General features: G+C 41.6%; 14 protein-coding genes and 1 pseudogene. 4 read left to right on the top strand and 11 right to left on the bottom strand.

Annotated elements, in window-relative coordinates; genetic code table 11:
- Positions 1-111: transposase (locus tag IQ246_RS04340; protein ID WP_194000466.1), on the top strand; the 111-nt coding region annotated here is incomplete at its 5' end.
- 371 nt (positions 112-482) lie between these two features.
- Here IQ246_RS04340 and IQ246_RS04350 read toward each other — a convergent pair.
- Positions 483-731 (bottom strand): hypothetical protein, encoded by a 249-nt coding sequence (locus IQ246_RS04350; protein ID WP_244141925.1) that lies wholly within the window; start codon positions 729-731, stop codon positions 483-485.
- A 432-nt stretch (positions 732-1163) separates the two neighbouring features.
- Here IQ246_RS04350 and IQ246_RS04355 point away from each other — a divergent pair, with 432 nt between their 5' ends.
- On the top strand, positions 1164-2399 hold the full coding sequence (locus tag IQ246_RS04355; protein WP_194000468.1) for an LL-diaminopimelate aminotransferase: 1236 nt from the start codon (positions 1164-1166) through the stop codon (positions 2397-2399).
- Between the two features lie 228 nt (positions 2400-2627).
- Here the strand turns inward: IQ246_RS04355 and IQ246_RS04360 are convergent, their stop codons facing one another.
- Positions 2628-2825, bottom strand: a complete 198-nt coding sequence (locus IQ246_RS04360; RefSeq protein WP_194000470.1) for an NblA/ycf18 family protein — start codon at positions 2823-2825, stop codon at positions 2628-2630.
- Between the two features lie 1284 nt (positions 2826-4109).
- Here IQ246_RS04360 and IQ246_RS04365 point away from each other — a divergent pair.
- A complete protein-coding gene (locus IQ246_RS04365) occupies positions 4110-6530 on the top strand; it encodes a sucrose synthase (protein ID WP_194000472.1) in 2421 nt (806 codons plus the stop codon).
- A gap of 38 nt (positions 6531-6568) precedes the next feature.
- On the opposite strand, the gene IQ246_RS04370 is transcribed toward IQ246_RS04365, so the two are convergent.
- Together IQ246_RS04370 and cax are read right to left on the bottom strand one after the other, a co-directional pair.
- Positions 6569-7117, bottom strand: coding sequence for a peptidoglycan-binding protein (locus IQ246_RS04370; protein WP_194000474.1), 549 nt, complete (start codon positions 7115-7117; stop codon positions 6569-6571).
- A 566-nt stretch (positions 7118-7683) separates the two neighbouring features.
- Positions 7684-8775, bottom strand: coding sequence for a calcium/proton exchanger (gene cax, locus IQ246_RS04375; protein ID WP_194000476.1), 1092 nt, complete (start codon positions 8773-8775; stop codon positions 7684-7686).
- Between the two features lie 597 nt (positions 8776-9372).
- On the opposite strand from cax, the gene IQ246_RS04380 reads away from it, so the two are divergent.
- Positions 9373-12141, top strand: coding sequence for a DUF3536 domain-containing protein (locus IQ246_RS04380; protein ID WP_194000478.1), 2769 nt, complete (start codon positions 9373-9375; stop codon positions 12139-12141).
- A gap of 65 nt (positions 12142-12206) precedes the next feature.
- On the opposite strand, the gene IQ246_RS04385 is transcribed toward IQ246_RS04380, so the two are convergent.
- The 7 genes and pseudogenes from IQ246_RS04385 to IQ246_RS04415 form a co-directional block, all read right to left on the bottom strand.
- On the bottom strand, positions 12207-12449 hold the full coding sequence (locus IQ246_RS04385; protein WP_194000480.1) for a hypothetical protein: 243 nt from the start codon (positions 12447-12449) through the stop codon (positions 12207-12209).
- Positions 12450-12484: 35 nt separating this feature from the next.
- On the bottom strand, positions 12485-12730 hold the full coding sequence (locus IQ246_RS04390; protein ID WP_194000482.1) for an HNH endonuclease: 246 nt from the start codon (positions 12728-12730) through the stop codon (positions 12485-12487).
- A gap of 133 nt (positions 12731-12863) precedes the next feature.
- The gene (locus tag IQ246_RS04395) at positions 12864-15341 is read right to left on the bottom strand and encodes a dynamin-like GTPase family protein (RefSeq protein ID WP_194000484.1); all 2478 of its coding nucleotides are present in this window, start codon (positions 15339-15341) and stop codon (positions 12864-12866) included.
- 677 nt (positions 15342-16018) lie between these two features.
- Positions 16019-16903, bottom strand: a complete 885-nt coding sequence (locus IQ246_RS04400; protein ID WP_194000557.1) for an aspartoacylase — start codon at positions 16901-16903, stop codon at positions 16019-16021.
- 53 nt (positions 16904-16956) lie between these two features.
- Positions 16957-18006 (bottom strand): glutathione S-transferase family protein, encoded by a 1050-nt coding sequence (locus IQ246_RS04405; RefSeq protein ID WP_244141926.1) that lies wholly within the window; start codon positions 18004-18006, stop codon positions 16957-16959.
- Between the two features lie 71 nt (positions 18007-18077).
- Positions 18078-18221 (bottom strand): annotated as a pseudogene (locus tag IQ246_RS29815) (RNA-guided endonuclease TnpB family protein); the annotation flags it as partial.
- 412 nt (positions 18222-18633) lie between these two features.
- Positions 18634-21210 (bottom strand): polynucleotide kinase-phosphatase, encoded by a 2577-nt coding sequence (locus IQ246_RS04415; protein WP_194000488.1) that lies wholly within the window; start codon positions 21208-21210, stop codon positions 18634-18636.
- Between the last annotated feature and the right edge of the window lie 52 nt (positions 21211-21262).

Below are 21262 nucleotides of genomic sequence, written 5' to 3' on the forward strand. Positions count from 1 at the left end.
ATTAACAATAAGTTGAAGCTGATTAAAAGGCTAGGTTATGGCTTTCGTAATTTCGCAAACTTTCGATTGCGCTGCCTATTATCTTGGCACTTTAGTGTTAAATCTCCATAAGGGGATCGGTAGAACCCAAAAAGATTTATTTGTCATAGCGAGCAAGGATCGAAGATTGCTTCGCTGGTAATAAGTTTTTATAATTAGGCGATCGCAGAACCCTGAAGCCACTTCCGCCAACCCTGAAGTCACTCCCGCCAACCCTGAAGTCACTCCCGCCAACCCTGAAGTCACTCCCGCCAACCCTGAAGTCACTCCCGCCAACCCTGAAGTCACTCCCGTCAACCCTGGAGTCACTCCCGTCAACCCTGAAGTCACTCCCGTCAACCCTGGAGTCACTCCCGTCAACCCTGAAGTCACTCCCGCCAACCCTGAAGTCACTCCCGTCAACTCTGCATCTAATCTGAAAAAATGGCAGTAAAGAGCGATGCCTACGGCGGGCTACACCAACGCTTGACTCTAAAATTCATTGCCAGGATGTCTTGATACAATTGGTCTGTGCTAGTAATGGTGATTTTGCCATCTACCTGAAGCTTCTTAATGACTGCTAAGGTTCCCTTAACATTTAATCCCAGTCGAGTTGCTTCTTTTCTAGCTGCAAAGTCATCTAAAATTATGTAATCTATTTGTAATTCAGTGCCTAAAGCAATAGCCTCTGATTCTCCTCTCCCTAGTCGCATATTTAGACGATTGGCTAAGGAAAGTAATTGAATTTCTTTGACTAATATTTTATCGGCATCAATTAAAGCTTTTACCTGCTGACTCGCTGCATCAGATTTAGCACTGATTTCTTCTGAAACAAAAATGTTTCTTTTTGCTCAATATTATTAAATAATGGAATTTCTGAGGCAACACTTCTTAATTCTTCCTTACTAGTCATAGGTATTTCAAGCTACCGACTGGATACCCTCTAGATTATCCTAAATTTCAGCAAGCGAAACCTGCGGTAAGCTACGCTAATGCACACTTGATTAAGTCTCAAAGAGTTGAAACTCAAGTAATTTCACAAAAAGCTGTCGTTACTGTAAGTGAATGAAATAGCCCTGGCAACAAAGGTTATCCCACGGATGAATTAGCAGTAAGCTGTTGTAGGGCGTTTGTAACAATTTACTATGGCAACGATTAACGACAACTATCTCAAACTGAAAGCAGGTTATCTATTTCCTGAAATTGCTCGCCGGGTTAATACCTTTGTTGAAGCTAATCCTGATGCCAAAGTCATCCGGCTAGGTATTGGCGATGTCACCGAACCGCTGCCTGAAGCTTGCCGCACAGCTATGATCAAAGCTGTTGAAGAAATGGGCGATCGCGCTACTTTCAAAGGCTACGGCCCAGAACAAGGCTATGCTTGGTTACGGGAGAAAATTGCCATCCAGGATTTCCAGGCGCGGGGAGCCGAGATAGACGCATCGGAAATCTTTATCTCTGACGGTTCCAAATGTGACACGGGCAATATTCTGGAAATCTTTGGACATGACAACACCATCGCCGTCACTGACCCAGTTTATCCGGTGTATGTAGATACAAACGTCATGACGGGAAATACTGGAGATGCCAACAATCAAGGCGAATTTGAAGGCTTAGTCTATCTGCCGATTACTGCTGAAAACAACTTTACCGCTGAGATTCCCTCTCAAAAAGTTGATTTAATTTATCTTTGCTTTCCTAATAATCCTACTGGTGCGATCGCCACCAAAGAATACCTAAAGACGTGGGTAGACTATGCTAAAGCTAATGGCTCGATCATTTTCTTTGACGCTGCTTATGAAGCCTACATTACTGATCCCCAAATTCCCCACTCTATCTATGAGATTGAAGGAGCAAGGGAAGTTGCGATCGAGTTCCGTTCCTTCTCTAAGAATGCAGGCTTTACGGGAACCCGCTGTGCATTAACTGTTGTGCCAAAAACACTAACAGGAAAAGCGGCTGATGGTTCCCATGTGGAACTCTGGAAACTGTGGAATCGTCGTCAGTCCACCAAGTTTAATGGGGTATCCTACATCGTACAACGCGGAGCCGAGGCAGTCTATTCTGAAGAAGGACAGACACAAATCAAAGCATTGGTTAGTTTCTATTTAGAAAATGCCAAAATTATTCGTGAGAAACTTACAGCCGCCGGATTAGCAGTATATGGCGGCGTTAATGCGCCTTACGTCTGGGTAAAAACGCCTAATGGTTTGTCCAGTTGGGAATTTTTTGATAAGCTGCTGCACACTGTGAATGTTGTAGGAACCCCTGGTTCTGGCTTTGGCGCCGCAGGTGAGGGTTACTTTCGGATTTCAGCATTTAATAGCCGGGAGAATGTCGAAGAAGCAATGAAGCGGATTGCTAATAACTTTAAAGTATAAAGCAATGTCTAACGGCAAGCTGCTCCGCGTCTACGTTTTGTGATAATTTTGCGTAAGTTCTGAGTATTAAAGGTTATGGTGGGCAGCATTACCCACCGACCTTAATAAATAACTTAAGACTTATGCCGATGGGAAAGCTATAAAAATTATGTCCAAAGCAGCGGGATGGCTTTTCGACAACGCCCACTTTAAAGTTGAAGTCTACTGGCGCTTTCAATAAAGCCTTGCTCAACGATCTTGAAGATAGCCTTGTAGATTTATTGATTGGACATCTGTGTAATTACTAATAATATTATCTTTGATCATGCCTATTTGTACAAATTTTACCAATAGCTTTTGTGCTTGCTGTTGATTTAAACCTTGAATATGCGTTTCTAGAACTTTTAGTTTAAATTGCTGTTCTATAGTGAGTTCTATAGATTTCATAATTTCTCTCCTATTGATAGGTTTCAATCTCTTGTTTAGGTTTTTAGTTTGCTAATTTCATACATTGCAACCTGAGACTCAAAAACTTAAGGACTCACGTTTGGTGTACAGCCTCAACGCTCATAATATGCAAGTTTATTTGCGTAATAGCTTAGCTTGAGAACTTAATTTCAGGTAATTTTTGGAACCGATGCCATATCTCAGTATTAACTAAAATATAGTTATGCAGCCATTAAACTTTCTTCTTTATTTCCAGGACTTACGCAACTGGCATATTATTTTAAGTTCGTAGTAAGGACTTTAGTCCTTATTTTGAGGACAAACAAAAAATTGAGATTTTTGTGACACTTGCGTAAGTCCTGATTTCAAGCAATTGTTTTTCAAATCCAAAGTAACATTAGACTATTATTTTCTAACTTTAATTTTGATTTTTGCAATTTCACCCTGGTAAATCAAGTCTTGTGAATTGATTGCTTAGACATAAATAAAAGATTTATGTCTGTATATACTTTCAGGATAACGATTGATTTGACAAGTAATTAATTGATTTATTAATAAAAAACGATCAGTCTATTTATTAATTTAAGGAAATATTGTCATTCCATGAACTTATTAACGTTTAATCTCCGCATGAAAAGTATTTAAGCCAAGAACAATAATTTGTATTATCTTATTAAAAAAACTAATTTACAATTATTATTTTAATTTAAGGTTTTATTTTTATCTAAGTGTATCAGGAGAAAGGAAAACCCTAAATTTGATATTAGGCAATAGCTATGGGGTTTATGCAATTAGATAGAGACACAATACATTTGTAAAATTAGCAGCAATTTTTACTTAATAGTTTTTCTGAAATTAATATTCTAATCCAGTTAAAAATTACAGGCATAATAACTTTAATTATGTCTCGAAAAAGCTAAATATGGCTCTCAAGCAAGGAGCCACTATTGCAGAGATAGAGGAACTACTAAGCTCTGACTTGCAAACAAGATAATTTCCCCGTCCCTTTACTATGTCAGCTACTTTTGTATAAATAATTTATAACATCTGTCAAACGAAACAAAAATTGTATTCCTTTAGTTAGATAAAAAAATACCGAGTAATAGATACTTTATCTAAAGAAGAACACGATTTAGGTACTTGCTGAAAAGTGGCTACCCTTAGATGCATCAGTGAATATAATTTATCTGGATTAATTCGTGTTTATATGTGATGCAAACGAGGTAAGAGCTTACTAGTTCTGCCTTGAAAGCCAACAATGTAAAATTTTATAGCGGGGTTGCCGTGTCTGAATTATTCCAAGCAGTCCTAGATAGTGAACAAAAGAGTGATTTGCGTTCCTTCATAAGTGAATTACGTCAGCAAGACAAAAAGTATTTGCTACGTAACGACATACTGAATGTGTATAGTGAATACTGCTCTAAGTATCAGAAATCTGAGAAGTTTTTTACTACCTCTGATTTAGGCAAGTTAATTTACTATACTCAGGAAATTATTCAGGAGGACTCAAACTTCTGTTTTATTATCCGTCCTAAGATTGCTAGTCAAGAAATTTATTGGTTGACATCAGACTTGAGTGTCGAGCCAATGACTGTACAAGATCTACTCGATCTGCGCGATCGCTTAGTGAACAAGTTTCATCCTAACGAAGGCCACCTCCTAGAGTTGGACTTTGGGCCATTTTATGACTACACCCCAGTCATCCGCGACCCCAAAAATATTGGTAAAGGGGTGCAATTTCTCAACCGCTATCTATCCAGCAAAATATTTCAAGACTCTAAACAATTGCTGGAAAGCTTATTAAATTTCTTACGTCTGCATCAATACAACGGTGTTCAGCTGCTGGTAAATGATCGCATTCAATCGGAGCAACAACTTTCCCAGCAAGTTAAAAAAGCGATCACATTTGTTAGCGATCGCCCCAATGAAGAACCTTACGAAGACTTCCGGTTACAATTACAAACAATGGGTTTTGAACCGGGTTGGGGTAACACGGCCCAGCGCGTGCAAGACACTTTAAATATTCTCGATGAATTAATTGATTCTCCTGATCCCCAGACTCTAGAAGCCTTTATTTCTCGCGTTCCGATGATTTTTAGAATCGTCCTCGTTTCAGCCCACGGTTGGTTTGGGCAAGAAGGCGTATTGGGGCGTCCCGACACTGGTGGTCAGGTGGTTTACGTGCTTGATCAAGCAAAGAGTCTGGAAAAGCAGTTGCAAGAAGATGCCTTACTAGCTGGTTTAGAAAAACTGAACGTCCAGCCAAAGGTGATTATTCTCACCCGCCTAATTCCTAATAGTGATGGTACTCTTTGTAATCAACGACTAGAAAAAGTCCACGGTACTGAAAACGCCTGGATTTTACGAGTACCTTTGCGAGAATTTAATCCCAACATGACTCAAAACTGGATTTCCCGGTTTGAGTTTTGGCCTTATCTAGAAACCTACGCTATTGATTCAGAAAGAGAACTATTAGCAGAATTTCAAGGTAGGCCTGACTTAATTGTTGGTAACTATACTGATGGGAATTTAGTGGCGTTTTTGCTAGCACGGCGGATGAAAGTCACTCAGTGCAATGTCGCCCATGCTTTGGAGAAATCTAAATATTTGTTCAGCAACCTCTACTGGCAAGATTTAGAAGATAAATATCATTTCTCATTGCAATTTACTGCTGATTTAATTGCAATGAATGCTGCCAACTTCGTTATTAGCAGCACCTATCAAGAAATTGTCGGAACAACCGATAGTGTGGGACAGTACGAGTCTTACAAATGCTTCACCATGCCGGAGTTGTACCATGTAGTGAATGGGATTGAATTATTTAGTCCTAAATTTAACGTCGTACCGCCTGGAGTAAACGAGAATTACTATTTTCCCTATTCGCAAACTCAAGACCGAGTAGAGAGCGATCGCCAACGTCTTGCAGATACACTTTTTACCTTGGAAGATCCGACCCAAATCTTTGGCACACTTGACGATCCTAGTAAGCGTCCTCTCTTCTCAATGGCGCGTCTTGACCGGATCAAAAACCTCACAGGTTTAGCCGAATGCTATGGTCAAAGTAAGGAATTACAGCAGCATTGCAACCTAATTTTAGTTGCGGGTAAGTTGCGTGTGGAAGAATCAGGCGACAACGAAGAACGTGACGAAATTATTAGACTTTACCAGATCATTGATGAATACAATCTTCACGGGAAGATTCGCTGGCTCGGTGTACGCCTATCTAAAACTGATTCTGGTGAAATTTACCGAGTGATAGCCGATCACCAAGGAATCTTTGTGCAACCGGCTTTGTTTGAAGCTTTTGGTTTGACAATTTTAGAGGCGATGGTTTCCGGAATACCGACTTTTGCCACACAGTTTGGTGGTCCATTAGAAATTATTCAGGATAAGCTTAATGGATTTTACATTAACCCAACAAATTTAGAAGATACAGCCGCAAAAATTGTAGAGTTTGTCATTAAATGCCAACAGAATCCTAATTATTGGAATGAAATTTCCCAGCGAGCAGTTGACCGAGTTTACAGCACTTATACTTGGAAAATTCACACTAACAAGCTATTATCGTTAGCACGGATTTATGGGTTCTGGAACTTTACATCGAAGGAAAACCGAGAGGATTTGTTGCGCTACATTGAGGCTTTGTTCTATTTAATTTACAAACCAAAAGCGCAACAACTATTAGAGCAGCATAAGTATCGGTAATTAGTCATTTGTCATTCGTTTTAACTCTTGACTCTTGACTAAATTGTCAACGCACGCCAGGTTCGTTGACCAACTATTCCATCCACTGCTAAATTTTGCTGGTTTTGAAAGGCTTTGACAGCAGTCTCTGTCAGCGCTCCGAAAATCCCATCAATTCGGACGGTATAGCCGTTAGAGATTAACAACCGTTGTAAAGCTCTAACGGCTACACCGGAGCTACCAAAATAGAGATTTGGCAAAGGTTGGCTACTAAACTTTTGGAATCGGCCTACAGCCTTTGTACGGTCTTTACCTACGGATTGTGAATACTTCTTAGCTTCCGATAAGCCAGAAGAACCTAGAGACTTATTCTTGTTTTTAATTTGATTAAGTGTATTTTCTTTTGTGAGCGCTGACATAGTAGTCTGGGAAGCTGCATCTGCCTGCACGAATTCAGGTGGTGTGACTTGAGCAGCTAGAGATAACTGACTCTCTATTGACTGTTGGACGCCATTTTCCATCTGAAATAATTGTTGCTCCGGCAAATTGGGCCCAGATGCTTGTCTTGTTGTTAACACGCTCGTCATTAGCAGGCCAATTTCAGTCATGGTAGTTCATTTTACTAAGACCAATACTTCTTTTGACGAACAAAAATGCTGCTATTCCGGAATAGTGCATACTGAATTAATTGAAAAATCATGTACTAATTTTTTCATATAAATCGTCCTTGTCTCATTTTCTCTCCTCATACTTCGGTCTAATTAGACTACTTTGCTTTAGGCTTTGTACTTTTTTTAATCTGTGATTAAGGCATCAATTTGTAAAACATTGCTCCTAAATCAACGGTTTAGACAATAACATACTATGTGATCTCATGGAAATGCCATCAAGCAAATTTGCATAATTATCTTCATTTGGTAGTTACTCTGCTGATGCGGCTTAAAGCATGTTTAGACAGCTACCAATAATACTACTGGACATACGGAGTTAGTTTTTTTAAGCAATCATCAATGCAGAGTTTGACAACAATGATAGACTCTAGATTCTAAAAAGATTGTCCTCCCGCAGATGGTGGTTATAAACTTTTTATAGAGTAAGAGTAGGGTGTGCTATCACTCCTAATTAAAAGCGATCGCTTGTAGTTTAATCAAAAAGCGATCGCTTTTGCAGTTAACTACCCCAGGCTATCGATTACTGGATGAAAGTAGAAGGCAAACCCCAAAACCGTATAGGCAGCTAATAGCAACGTACCTTCCAGCCAGTTTGACTTACCATCAGAACTGATGCTATTGGCAATCAATACCGACACAACCACAGCTACTAATTCAAAGGGATGGAAATTCAAATCCATCGGCTGGCCAAATACCCACCCAGCAATAACTAAAACGGGAGCAACAAATAGAGCAATCTGCATACTTGATCCCACAGCCACGGAAACAGAAAGATCCATCTTATCTTTCATTGCTACTGTAACTGCTGTAGCGTGTTCAGCAGCGTTACCAATAATGGGTACGAGGATTACCCCTGTAAACAGTGCTGTTAAACCCAACTGAGATGTTGCTACTTCTAAAGTGTCAACAAGTAGTTCTGACTCAATTGCTACTAAGAGAGTACATACTAGTAAGACTCCACTCCACAACCAAATATTTGGTTTACTATGAGGGATTTGTTCTCCTTCTATCTCTGCTACACCTACATCGTAGAGATAGGAATGGGTTTTCATTGAAAATAGCAGTGTTAGGGCGTAGACGAGAATTAACACCACAGCGACTGCAACGGAAAGATGTTGCAACGTCTGTTCACCAATCCCTTGAGAACTGAATTTCATTGCTGTTGGCAGCAAAATTGCAATTACTGCCAAATTCATAGAAGAAGCATTAACCCGCGCCACAATCGGCTGAAATGTCTGTTCTTTGTGGCGCAAACCGCCCAAAAGCATGGAAAGACCCATCACTAGTAGTAAATTGCCGATAATCGATCCCGTAATACTGGCTTTTACCACTTCTACTAATCCGCCTTTGAGAGCAACTAGGGCGATAATCAGTTCGGTAGCATTGCCAAAGGTAGCATTTAACAACCCTCCCAATGACGGCCCAACTACTACAGCAATTTCTTCTGTGGCTGTACCCATCCAAGCTGCTAAGGGCAGAATCGCTAATCCTGCTGTAATGAAAACGATTAATTCACCCCACTCCAGAAAGTGGGCTGCTAATGAAATCGGGATAAATAGCAATAAAACTAGAAAAACAATGTTTTTACCTGACATTTGTCACCTTGAATTGAGGGTATCTTATCCGAGTGCTCTTAGCGTAGCGGGGCGTAGCCCGTCCTGAGTTATAAGTACTGAGTCAAGAGTTACGAACTTTAATTATTTCTGTTTAGCTAGTTACTAATCTTCATTCTTTTGACTTACTCATCACTCAGCACTCCCATAGGATACTCTCAACCATCTGTAGACTTATTCAGAGATTCTACTGTTTTCACTCTTGTGCTAGATATGTAATATAAGATTGCGTTTTATTGTGTTTTTGCAATCTTTTGTTGCAAAACTATGAATTTAAGCCAAAATATTACACCAGAAATGGGGTTTAATGTATTAAAAGACAATTAAATTTTTTATTGGCGCTGCCAACGAAAAAAATCCTAACCGAGGCGTCATTCAATGGCTAACTACTTTAAATTTTTAGGAAAAAGGCTGTGTGATAACGCAGATTTCCTGCCATACTAAGACCGCTTCCTAGGAAATTTGCTTGAATCCCATAGTTGTCGTCTATCTCGGATTTGTGTTCAAACTGTTGTAGAGAGGTTTACGCACAATATTTTCGACGCAACTGCAAGTTTTTTGTTTTGGATAAATATATACATGACTTCTGCTGCTGAAATGCCAGCTAGCTCTGGCTCAACATTCACATTGCATTCAGATCCCAAAAATACCCAACAGACCGATCCCCTGAGAAAGGCTACTGGTGTTTATGTGACGGTACATGGTCATTTTTACCAGCCGCCGCGGGAAAACCCTTATTTGGACGCGATTGAACGCCAACCGAGTGCTGCACCTTTCCATGACTGGAATGAGCGGATTCATTGGGAATGCTATCGCCCGAATGCTTTTGCCAGAGTGTTAAATGACCGAGGCGAAGTGACGGGGATCGTGAACAATTATGAGTATTTGAGCTTTAATATTGGGCCGACGCTGATGTCGTGGCTGGAACGCTACGATGTGGAGGTTTATCAGCGGATTTTGGAGGCGGATGCCAAAAGTGCCCAACGCTTGCATGGTCATGGAAATGCGATCGCACAAGTATACAATCACATCATCATGCCTCTGGCGAACGAACGGGATAAATATACCCAAATTCGCTGGGGCAAAGAAGACTTCCGCTCCCGCTTCGGACGCGATCCCGAAGGTATATGGCTAGCGGAAACAGGTGTAGACTATGCCACCCTAGAAGCTCTAGTTGCCGAAGGTATTCGCTTCATTATTCTTGCACCATCTCAGGCACAGCGTTGCCGTCCCCAACCTACCAAGGATGATCCCCATCCCCAATGGCACGAAGTTGGTGGTAGTCAGATTGATCCCACCCGTCCCTATCGTTGTTATTTAAAGCCAACACTCAGCACATCTTCACCTCTGAATGCGATGGCTACGCCCGCCGCAGGTATCGCCGCCAGCAACGGTAAGACTGAGCACTCTTTGTCTGCTCACGAAGAAGGCAACACAGAGGGCTTGCCTTATATTGATATCTTTTTCTACGATGGCCCAATTTCACGGGATATGGGCTTTAGCGATGTTGTTTATAATTCCAGCCACTTTGCTGGACGCATCGGTTCAGCAGTACGTGGGGATCACCGTCCGGCACAATTGATTTCTGTAGCGACGGATGGGGAAACCTTTGGACACCACAAGAAAGGAACTGAAAAAACTCTCGCCTTTGCCTTTATAAACGAGTTTCCCCAACATGGTTGGACAGTGACTAACTTTGCTCACTACCTCAGCTTAAATTCTCCCACCTGGGAAGTGGAATTAAAGTCAGTCACAGCATGGAGTTGTGCTCACGGTGTCGGCAGATGGCAAGATGATTGTGGTTGCGGTGGTGAAGGCAGTCTTTGGCATCAGAAATGGCGTCGCCCCTTGCGGGATGCGTTGAATTGGCTGCGGGATCAGCTCATAGAAGTATATGAGGAACATGGTAGGCAGCTATTTCGTGATCCTTGGCAAGCACGAGATGAATATATTCAAGTGATGCGCGATCGCTCCCCTGCCAATGTTAGCCGTTTCCTTTCTCGCCATCAAACCCGCAAACTGACAGCAGCAGAACAAGTAGATGCCCTACGCCTATTGGAAATGCAGCGTCACGCTTTGCTGATGTTCACCAGTTGCGGCTGGTTTTTTGAAGAAATTTCCCGCCCAGAAGGAACGCAGATTCTGCGCTATGCCGCCCGTGCTTTGGAACTGGCTGGAGAAGTGGCTGGTGTGCAGTTGGAAAAAGGCTTCCTCAAACGCCTTGGTTTAGCTCCCAGTAATGTTGAGCACTTCAAGCACGGCGCGGAAATTTATCGCCAGCTAGTGTTGACTGCTCAGGTTGGTTTCAAGGAAGTAGCAGCCCATTACGCGATTACTTCCCTGTTTGGCAATCACAAATCTACAGAAACGCGTAATTTACAGTCTGGACAAGATACAGCTAGTAAACACTCTCATGCTTCTCACAAACGGGTTTATTGCTACACCGCCAATGAGCTAGATTACCAGCTGCAACGCATGGGATCATTGACTTTGGTAGTTGGACATTTAAAGCTGGTGTCAGAAATTACTTGGGAAAGTGAGCATTTGGTGTTTGCTGTTCTGCATTTAGGAGGCTGGGATTTCCATTGCTGTATTCAACAATTTACCGGGCGGCGTGACTACAGCCAATTAAAAGAAAAGCTGTTTGGGGCGCTGCAACAAGCAAGTGCGGCTCATACTATCTTGGCAATGACACAGCTATTTGGAGAAGAAGCTTTCAGCTTACAAAATCTCTTTGCTGAAGAACGTCATAGGATTATGCGGCTGCTCAGTCAGGAAACACTAACACGTTTAGGTCAGCTTTATACTCAGGCATACCGTGATAATTATGGTGTGCTCATGGCGTTCCATCGGGATGAGCTAGCAGTGCCACAAGAATTGCAGGTAGCAGCGGAGATTGCTTTAGGGCATCGCTGTATGATGACATTGCGATCGCTAGAGCAAGATATTACCGAACCGCAAAAGATGTGGAATCACATAGTAGAATTGGAGGCGATCGCCACCGAAGCAAAGCATCTGCGTTGTCGGCTGAATATTCCCGAAGGCAAGCAGATGTTAGAACAGTTAATTGCGCGGTTACTCTGGCAACTGTTGCATGATTCTAATGGTAGTTTTAATGCAGATATCCAACAGTTAGAGCGGTTGATTGATGTTGGGGATCAACTAAGTATCTATATCTCTCTACAGCGATCCCAAGAACTGTACTTCAGCTGTCTGCACAGTCAGATAGTGCCTCTGTGTGTTACTACCCTTGCTAACCAAGAAGATACTCAACAGTGCCGACAATTGCTGAAGTTAGGGCAAAAGTTAGCCGTTGATGTCAGCATGATTTGGGATCAATTTGTATAAGCTCCCGAAAGATAGCAGTTCGATGTAGAGATGTGAGATATCACATCTCTTCTTTATGGCTATATTTAACCTTGAGAGCGATCGCAATGGTATGGATAAAGCCACTCACACCTAAAAAGTCCGTGAGTGTGTCTCTCTAAAAAGGTTCCAGCGTGGCGGCTACGTGATATGTTGATCCCAGCTTTCGTTTTGATTTCATACAGCCAGGGAAAGGCTGCTATTAAAATAGCGATCGCAGCGAAGAGGTACAGAACTGTGGTTTTAACTTTAGCAAATTTTCGGGAATTGCTGTTGACGTTTTGAGACATAAACCTTAAAAACTAACAGTCGCTCCTAACTTAACCTAAATATCAAAATGTCGCCGGAAGCGGTGGTCAGTTTTATCTTTTTTCTGCTGGTTGCACGTAAAGCAGAGGGTTTGTAGGTTACTGATATCATTTTGACCACCTTGAGCCAGGGGGATGATATGGTCAATGGTAAGGTCAGTTTCTAAATTGGTTTTACCGCAGCTTTGGCATTGGTATTTATCACGTTGAAAGACATATTTTCTTACTTCAGGAGGGATGCGAATACGAGGAGTTTTGATCATGAGTTACCCTCATTGATCATGTAGAGACGTTATATGTAACGTCTCTACAGGGTTTCGGGTTTTATTTATGTACTTCATGTACCTGAAATTTGCTGTAATTATTCAAATCATCTGTATTTATCTGCGATTAATCCTAAACTTCTACTACCTCATCAATTAATCGGTCTGAAGGGATAAACTCATTATTAGAAAAACTGCTATTAACAACTTCTGAGTCAGTTGCAAGCAGAGAATATGCATCACCAATTATAGGTAAAAAATGATCAGATAATTGCATTGCCTGCAAACAACTATTGATATTATATACAGCTAAATTATATACATTAATCTTCTCTTTAACAGCGTTCAACAATAGTCGATTATGACTAATTTTATCTTCAGCTTCTTTTTCCAGTGTTTTTTCTAAATAAGCACGCGCATGTGGATACTGCTGACAAATTTCATCTGCTTGCTTATCCGCCATTGGTAACAACTCAGTTTTGAGAGTTTGGTTAACGGTTTGGCGGAAAGATTTGCGAATGGTTTGGGAAACTTTTGACTCAAAATCTAACTTCAATAATTGCCTAATTGCGGGTTCTGCTTCTACCATGCTTTCACAGTCGTAACCTTGAGAAGTTTGTAGCAAAGTTTGGCGAAATTGATATATAGAAAAAGTGCCTTCATCGTAAAATCTAGGACTTTCACGTACAAAGCGATCGCACTCTACGCTAGCTGCACTAACTAATGATTGAGTAACTTGTTTTTCTACAATTCTTATCTGTTGTTCAATTCCGCCATCATTACCCAACAAGCGATATAATTGACGATAATATTCTGACTTGCGAACTTTTTGGATTAACCGCTGGAAAAAATTCACAATCACTTGCTGAGACGACTCAACTAAGATATCTTCTAATTGATTTGCTAAGTAATAAAATGCTTCTACTAAAATAGCAATTAAAGGCGCGGTAGCATTGCGCGGATGGCTAAGGGTTGCGCGTTGATAAGCATAAGCAACAGAAAAACTATCTAGCAACTCATCTAAACGGCGAATCATGCGTGATTGCAATTGCCGAAAATCTGCCTCAAAAGCGTCACAAGAATTATTAATTAATTGATTAACTTCTTCTGTGATTTGCTGACTAAAGTCTTTACCAAATTCCTGAAGTTGCTGGTTGAGGTGTTGTAACTCTTGCGCCTTCATCGCCTCAAGTTCTCGCGGTTGACTATCTAAATTTCGCTGCACTTCCTGATAATATCTCTTCAGTTTAATACAAACATCTTCCAAATCATCAGCAAGATTTTTAAATAATTGCGGACGCTTTTCTTCTGTAAGATAACGTGTAATAGCTGTGCGAAATTCGTCAATACCACTATCTTGAATTAACTGGTTAATTAATGGCGTTCCCTGTTCAGTTATAATCCTTACATAGTTTTCATTTGAGGTTTCAAAGCTGTTGACCGAAATACGGAATTTACTAGCTGACAATTTACCTGAATTAGCACAATAACGATTAAATTCGTTAATAAATTGTGGTGTTTCTTCTCTACCATCCAAACCTTTGACACTTTCTGCAAATACAGAATCTAAACCAAATCTATCTCGTTCGCTTGTTTGTTTAATCTGACTGCCGTAAAATCCCAATAATCCACTAGTTTTATAAACCCTGCTGGTATGATGAAATTGCCCAGTAATTAAATCATCCAATCGTTGCCTTAACTGGGTATTGTACCAAGTTTCATCAATCCGGTTGAAGATATAAAAAACGCGATCGCGTATTCCGCCATTCTCCCGCATCGTTTCTAAAAGTTCCGTTTCTTCCTTTGTCATATCCCCCGTTGAAGCAGGTTTAAGCACACATATCACCGCTGATGTATCAGGATGTTGAATTTTGGCGTAAGTTAGCTGTGCATCCTTCTCCACAGGTGCATCGATTCCAGGAGTATCGATAATTACATTACCATCTTGCAATAGAGGATGGTTGCAGTAATATTCTATCCGTTTTAAAACGGCGCTATTGCTACCACGACGAGCATATCCAGCTGCTTCCTTGAGATTGGAAAAGTTAAATTGTTCCATTGAATATGTGGCATTATTAACCGTATGGATGCGATCGCGGTTTGCTACATACCCTTTTAATAACAGTATTAAAGCCTTTGCTTGTTTGGCACGTTCCGATTTACTTTCACCACCCTCCTGTTGGATAATAGTTTCACAACCTTGACGTAACAAATTAATTACATCATGTTGATTGATATTTGTTACTGTCTTAAATCCCATCTGCTGAGACAACAAAACTGCTTGTTCTCGAATTTCTGCTTCACTTAAAAATGTCAAAACAACACGTTCTTGATCTAATTCTGCATATTCAATTTTGCATTCCGTACCTGTGGCGTGTCCCTCTGCACTGTATAGTAACTCTCTCTCCAACAGTGCATTGATTAGCATTGACTTACCTGCACTAAATGCACCCGCAAATACAATCTCAAATTTAGGGGAAATTGCTTTATTAAGAGAGGTTTGTACAGATGTAATATCTTGGTAAAGTAGCGTTGGTTCTTGCTGTAAAAGTTGTAATATAGACTCAACTTGCTCTTTCAAATTTTGGCACTGAGCTAGCATATCTGACATATTAAGCACCCAATAACATTATCAGATATTTTATTAACAGTGCTCTTAATTTGAGTACCGTAATACTACGCACTAAGTTATTCATCTTATTTAGAGAATTACTATTAACTAACCTTCAGCCTCTTGATTAACAAAAGTGTTTGCCATCAGGTTACAACCTAACAAAGATTTAAGACAAGTCTGCAAAAATTTTACCAAACAAGAAAATATGAAATCAGTGAATAGTTATCAAGATTTTAGTTAGGAATTTAGACTCTAACTTTAACAAGCGATTTACAGCAGATTTCAGGTATATGAAGTACATAAATAAAACCCGAAACCCTGTAGAGACGTTACATGTAACGTCTCTACGTATGATTCATGAAAATGCTAACTGCTGTATATTAGTGCGGCACTCAGCATCACTCTAATAACTGATAATTGATAACTAATTTTAGGCTGCGATCGCAGCCTAAAATTAGTTAAAATTCACTATCTTGAGAATATCTTATTATCAAATATGGTGTATGCAAAAAAATAGCCTCCAGGGAAGAGATACCGCCGGAGGATATTAGCAAAGACATTGGAATAAACGGACACATTCTAGTAACAAATTTATTTTGATGCCTCAACTATTTCCTCTATCCAAAGGATTGCTCAAGGTTAACTATCTTCGTCATTGAGAATACAAAAAAGTCTTAGAGATTGATTTGCAACTTCTGTGTCAAACACATTGCAATTCCCTTTTCGTAATAAGCCGCCTCATTGATAAAAATAGGCCAAGCAGTGGATTTACCCTCATAAACAACTGTTTTACCATTAAAGGTTAGAAACATCGGATCTCCTGGGTTCAGGGCTTGATAATCCCTGTCTTGAAGCTCTGGATGAATCATCCCACAGATTGAACCATCCTCCCCTTTTGGATAGTCTACAACGGATAAATGCTGATATAGTACCAGCGTTGCCTTGGTTGAGGGAATTTCACCTTGGTTGAACCGTTCCAGATAATCTAAAACCTCATTAACAAGTTCTTCTGTTTGTTGAAACAGCGTCGCTTTTAAGATACCTTGAGCAATAGGGCCAACTTCAATTGCAAAGCCAAAGTTGCATAGAGAATTCAAAAATGGGTTTTCTTCTACTGTTTGAAAAGAGCACCGATAAACTCTAACTAAAGGGTTAATACAGCTTAGATAAGCAGCCAGTTTCAAGTTGAAAGGATGACTGTTTACCAGAATAATTGTCAAACCCATATTGGCTGTGCTGCTATGCAAATCTAAGATAAAATCTGCTTGTTTATCTCCATTTGATGACAGGATATTTTGGATTGATTTAGCTTGCAATTCTTCGTAACTATCGAGAGTAGTATCTTGAAGTTCTTGCTTGATAAAACAGCGGTTTAAATCCTTGTCTACGTATCGTCTTACTGCTGCGAAAGCTCTAGGGTTTGCTAGCAAAGTCACAGTTTCAAAACTGGGTTTAGTAATTAGGCCAGGAAACTGGGCAAACTTTTTGACTAGATAAGCTCCTGTGAACTCATTACCATGAGTTCCACCGACAATAGCTACTCGATTAATCTGGTTCACAGTTACACCAACTTCGGACATGCAGTCATCGAGAAATATGTTTTCAAGATAACTTATGAAGCCTTCATGCTGATACTCTCGCGGTTATGTGGTTCATAAAGGTATGCCATATCAGGGCCGTTGGGGATGATTCCGCCGGGATTGAGTGGGAACAAGTTACCGTAGTAATCCCGCTTTACACTCTCTACATCGCAGGTATCAGCAACACCTGGAAGCTGATATAAGTCGCGTAAGTAAGCTCCTAAATTTTGATAGTCCCGAATTCGCTGGCGATTACACTTAAACAACCCGTAGTAGGCACTATCAAAACGAAATAACGTTGTGAATAAACGGATATCTGCAAGTGTAAGATCCCCACACAAATATCGACTAGTCTGCAATGCCTTGTCAATCTCATCCAGAGTTACGAACAGTTCATTACAGGCTTGATTATATGCTTCTTGGGTCTGGGCAAAGCCGCAACGATAGACGCCATTATTCACCGCATTGTAAATCTTCTCATTCCACCAGTCAATCTTATCTTTAAGTTTTTCCGGGTAGAGATCGAGCGTAGGATTGTTCGCGAACTCGTTAAACTGCGAGTTCAGCATGACAATAATCTCTGCACTCTCATTGTTAACGATCGCCTTCGTTTGCTCATCCCATAATACTGGAACTGTAGCGCGTCCACTGTAGCCAGGTTCTGCTAGCTGATATAGTTCAGCAAGTGTGCGACAACCTTCGTCTTCTTGATCGAACACCCAACCGCCTTCTGTTGAAGAAGGAGACACGATTGATACAGATATTACAGCTTCGAGTCCTTTAAGCGATCGCACAACCAGGGTTCTATGTGCCCAAGGACAGCCTAACCCAACATAAAGTTTATAACGCCCCGTTGCTGGCGGATACGGATTTCCTGCCTCTGTACCGATGAACTTTCGGAACTGGCTGTTGGGACGGATGTACGCTCCCGACTGATTGCGAGGAGCCAGCTTTGACATCATTATGTGCCAGAGAGTCGTCCAGACAAACTTTCCGAGCCAGATGATCAGCTTTGGAGGAAGTGACTTGCCTTTTTTCTTTCTGAGGTTTTTATTGTCATCCATTGGGGTTGAGTTGGTCATGGCGACGGTTTCTGTTACAAAACAATTTATGTTGACATACTCCCCACCATTGAATGGTGGGGATTCTAGGCTCAAACAGCAATTGCAGGCAAAGCCCGACTTACATCGCCTAACCCAATGGTTGATGCCCCAACCATTTGAATATTGAGTGCGGCGTTTTCATCCCTACCATTAATTGACTGACAACCCGAACAACGCCATTCTCTGATAGACAAATATGGATAAATCAAAGGAACAGTGTTTTCCTCTGGCATTAAACATAGATATTCTTTTGCACGGAAATCTACAACACGTCCCGTTGATACGGTCAAGCCAAGGTCTTTTAATGTGTAGGTAAAATTCGCCATTTGTCGAATGACCTGCTGACTCAGTGTATCTGGGATAATGTGGATGAACTGTTGCGAGTCATTGGGATGAACTATCTCCCTATAAGGTAATAAATTAGACAGAATAAAATCGTCATTAGCACTTGAACTTGTGCTGATGTGTACATTGTCAATTTTTTTTGTTTGCTTTAGAGCATGAATGATAATTGTCTCCTGCAAAACTTCATCATCACTAAAAGCTTCCTGTCTGGATTCAAAAAGATGTATCTGGTCTAAAGCCATCATTTTAATTTAGTTATTACTAAAGTCGCGGATCTACGGGTTCGCTCTCTAAAGCCAGAATACCAAAAACACATTCATGCACCCGGCGCAGAGGAGTATGAGAGACAAATCGCTCCAATGCTTCAACACCCAGAGCAAACTCCCGCATAGCCAGAGAACGTTTATAGGATAACCCACGTTGTCGCAGACGTTGCAAATTTTCTGGCGCTGAGTATTCCACACCGTAAATAATCCGCAGATATTCCCGTCCGCGACACTTCACCGCAGGCTGCACAATACCGCGACTACTTTGGACAATGAATTGCATTGGTTTGATAACCATACCTTCACCCCCCGCAGATGTGAGTTGTTCCCACCAATGAACTCCCTCAGCTTGACTGCTAGGGTCGCTCAAATCTATCACTTTGTAGGCAGTTTCCAAGAGCAAGGCGGGGTTTGATTGGCAAATTTTAGCAATTTGCTCCAGATGCCAGCAATGGTCTTTGTCGATGTGAGCGGCTCCCTCTGTTGCCAGGATGTGGAAGGGGGCAAGTTTCAAGTCGGAAATATCGTTGACAGACCAGCAATAGCGACGATAGGCGGTGATGTACTGATTTGCCATCTCTGCACGTTGTTGGTAGTGATTGAGTTGGTTACTGACCTCGACGCTGCGATCGCTTGCTTGTTGTAGCAAATTTACTGCATCATTGAGAGCAAGACGTGATGCCACTCCCACAGGTGCATACTGTTCTCGTAGCAGTCCCTGAGCTTTAGCTGACCAAGGCATCAATTCACAATCCAGACATACCCAATCGGTATGAAATTCTTCCCAAAAGCCGCTTTGGCTAAGAGCAGAATTTACCCGCGCCAATAGTTCCGCCTCCAATGCTGGATCATCAAAAAAGCGCCTTCCTGTGCGGGTGTAACAAATGCCAATGCCCTCATCTACCACCCCAAATCGTTTCTCAGCAGCTGCTAAATCTCGACAAATAACCACTACAGCCCGTGAACCCATGTGTTTTTCTTCGCAAACTACTTCCGTAATTTCTTGGTTTTGGTAGTAGGTAAAGGCTTGTGCAGGGTGTTCCAAAAATCCTGGTGCTGAGGATGTTTCCACAGGGGACATGGTGGGGGGTAAGTAAATCAACCATTTGGGATTAGCAGCAAAACGGCTCATCACTTCCAAAGCCGCGATCGCATTTTCTTCCCGAATGGTAATGTTAGACTTAAGCCGCGTGTTGATGATGCGCTTACCCAATACGTCCTCAATGTGCAGGACATCATCAAGTTCTTGTTGAGATGTGCGAGTTACTGTATTTTGTACCAAAGGTTTCACAGGTTCGCAGTAAGTATGAGCAGCGGGTACGCTCATCAATTCCTTTTCTGGATAGCGCAGAGCGGTGAGTTTTCCCCCAAAAACGCAGCCTGTATCGATATCAATAGTATTATTCAGCCATTCTGCCTCTGGTACAGGGGTATGCCCGTAAACCACCATCGCCTCACCCCGATACTCTCCCGCCCAGTTGTAGCGCACGGGTAAACCAAACTCATCAATTTCGCCAGTAGATTCGCCATACAAAGCAAACTCCCGCACCGCACCAGATCCGCGTCCCTGCATTTCCTGTTTCATCCCGGCGTGAGCCACCACTAACCGCCCATCATCTAGAAGGTAGTGACTTATTAAGGAATCTAGAAACTTTTGCAGTTCTTTAGTGAAGGCTTCGCGCCCTTCATCTGGTAACGCCTCAATCTCAGCCAGAGTTTGCTCTAACCCATGATTTACCCGGACATTTTTACCGCGTAGTTTCCGCAACAGCTTGTTTTCATGATTACCAGGAACGCAGACAGCCGTACCTGCCATAACCATGTTTCGCACCAGTTTAACTGTATCTAAGATGCGGGGCCCTCGGTCTACCAAATCACCCAAAAAAACAACTTTGCGTCCTTGGGGATGGTGGTAGGTGGGGGATTCCCAGAGGGCGGCAGGGGGAGATGAAGAGATTTGGTAGCCTAACTGTTGGAGTAATGTTTCCAGTTCGTCACAGCAGCCGTGAATGTCGCCAATAATATCAAAGGGGCCGTGTTCGTGCTTGAGGTTGTTCCAAAGGGGTTGACGTTCGATTTCGACGGATTCAATTTCTGTTAAAGAGTTGAGAGTGTAGACATAGCGGAAACCTTCTTTTTCTAAACCTCGTAGAGAACGCCGCAACATTTGGCTATGACGCCGCACGACGTGGGGGCCGAACTGGCGATTAATTCTCTGTTGGTTGCGTTCATGACATAATTCTTCTGGTAGGTCAAGAACGATCGCGATCGCAAAGCAATGATACTGTCGTGCCATTTGCAGTAGAGATTTGCGGTCTTCCATCTGCACGTTGGTAGCATCAATTACAGTTAGTTTAGCTGCTGCTAGTCGTTTAGCAGTAATGTAGTGCAGCACCTCAAAGGCGTCTTTAGTGGCGGACTGGCTATTTTCGTTATCAGAAACCAACCCGCGACAAAAGTCTGAAGACAGCACCTCAAAAGGCTGAAAGTGCTTACGGGCAAAAGTTGATTTACCGGAACCAGAAGCACCGATGAGCACAATTAGGGAAAGTTCGGGAATAGTTATTTTCATAATTTTTTTTACGTAGACGCGTTCGCGCAGCGTCTCGAAGAGAAGCGGCTTC

The organism is aff. Roholtiella sp. LEGE 12411 (assembly GCF_015206995.1).
Lineage (GTDB): Bacteria > Cyanobacteriota > Cyanobacteriia > Cyanobacteriales > Nostocaceae > Komarekiella.

What these genes read in the sequence shown, in the direction of transcription:
- IQ246_RS04355 (WP_194000468.1), top strand. Translation starts at nt 1,164, where the DNA reads ATGGCAACGATTAACGACAACTATCTCAAACTGAAAGCAGGTTATCTA.
- IQ246_RS04405 (WP_244141926.1), bottom strand. Translation starts at nt 18,006, where the DNA reads ATGACCAACTCAACCCCAATGGATGACAATAAAAACCTCAGAAAGAAA.
- IQ246_RS04360 (WP_194000470.1), bottom strand. Translation starts at nt 2,825, where the DNA reads ATGAAATCTATAGAACTCACTATAGAACAGCAATTTAAACTAAAAGTT.
- IQ246_RS04395 (WP_194000484.1), bottom strand. Translation starts at nt 15,341, where the DNA reads ATGTCAGATATGCTAGCTCAGTGCCAAAATTTGAAAGAGCAAGTTGAG.
- IQ246_RS04370 (WP_194000474.1), bottom strand. Translation starts at nt 7,117, where the DNA reads ATGACTGAAATTGGCCTGCTAATGACGAGCGTGTTAACAACAAGACAA.
- cax (WP_194000476.1), bottom strand. Translation starts at nt 8,775, where the DNA reads ATGTCAGGTAAAAACATTGTTTTTCTAGTTTTATTGCTATTTATCCCG.
- IQ246_RS04415 (WP_194000488.1), bottom strand. Translation starts at nt 21,210, where the DNA reads ATGAAAATAACTATTCCCGAACTTTCCCTAATTGTGCTCATCGGTGCT.
- IQ246_RS04385 (WP_194000480.1), bottom strand. Translation starts at nt 12,449, where the DNA reads ATGTCTCAAAACGTCAACAGCAATTCCCGAAAATTTGCTAAAGTTAAA.
- IQ246_RS04350 (WP_244141925.1), bottom strand. Translation starts at nt 731, where the DNA reads ATGCGACTAGGGAGAGGAGAATCAGAGGCTATTGCTTTAGGCACTGAA.
- IQ246_RS04390 (WP_194000482.1), bottom strand. Translation starts at nt 12,730, where the DNA reads ATGATCAAAACTCCTCGTATTCGCATCCCTCCTGAAGTAAGAAAATAT.
- IQ246_RS04380 (WP_194000478.1), top strand. Translation starts at nt 9,373, where the DNA reads ATGACTTCTGCTGCTGAAATGCCAGCTAGCTCTGGCTCAACATTCACA.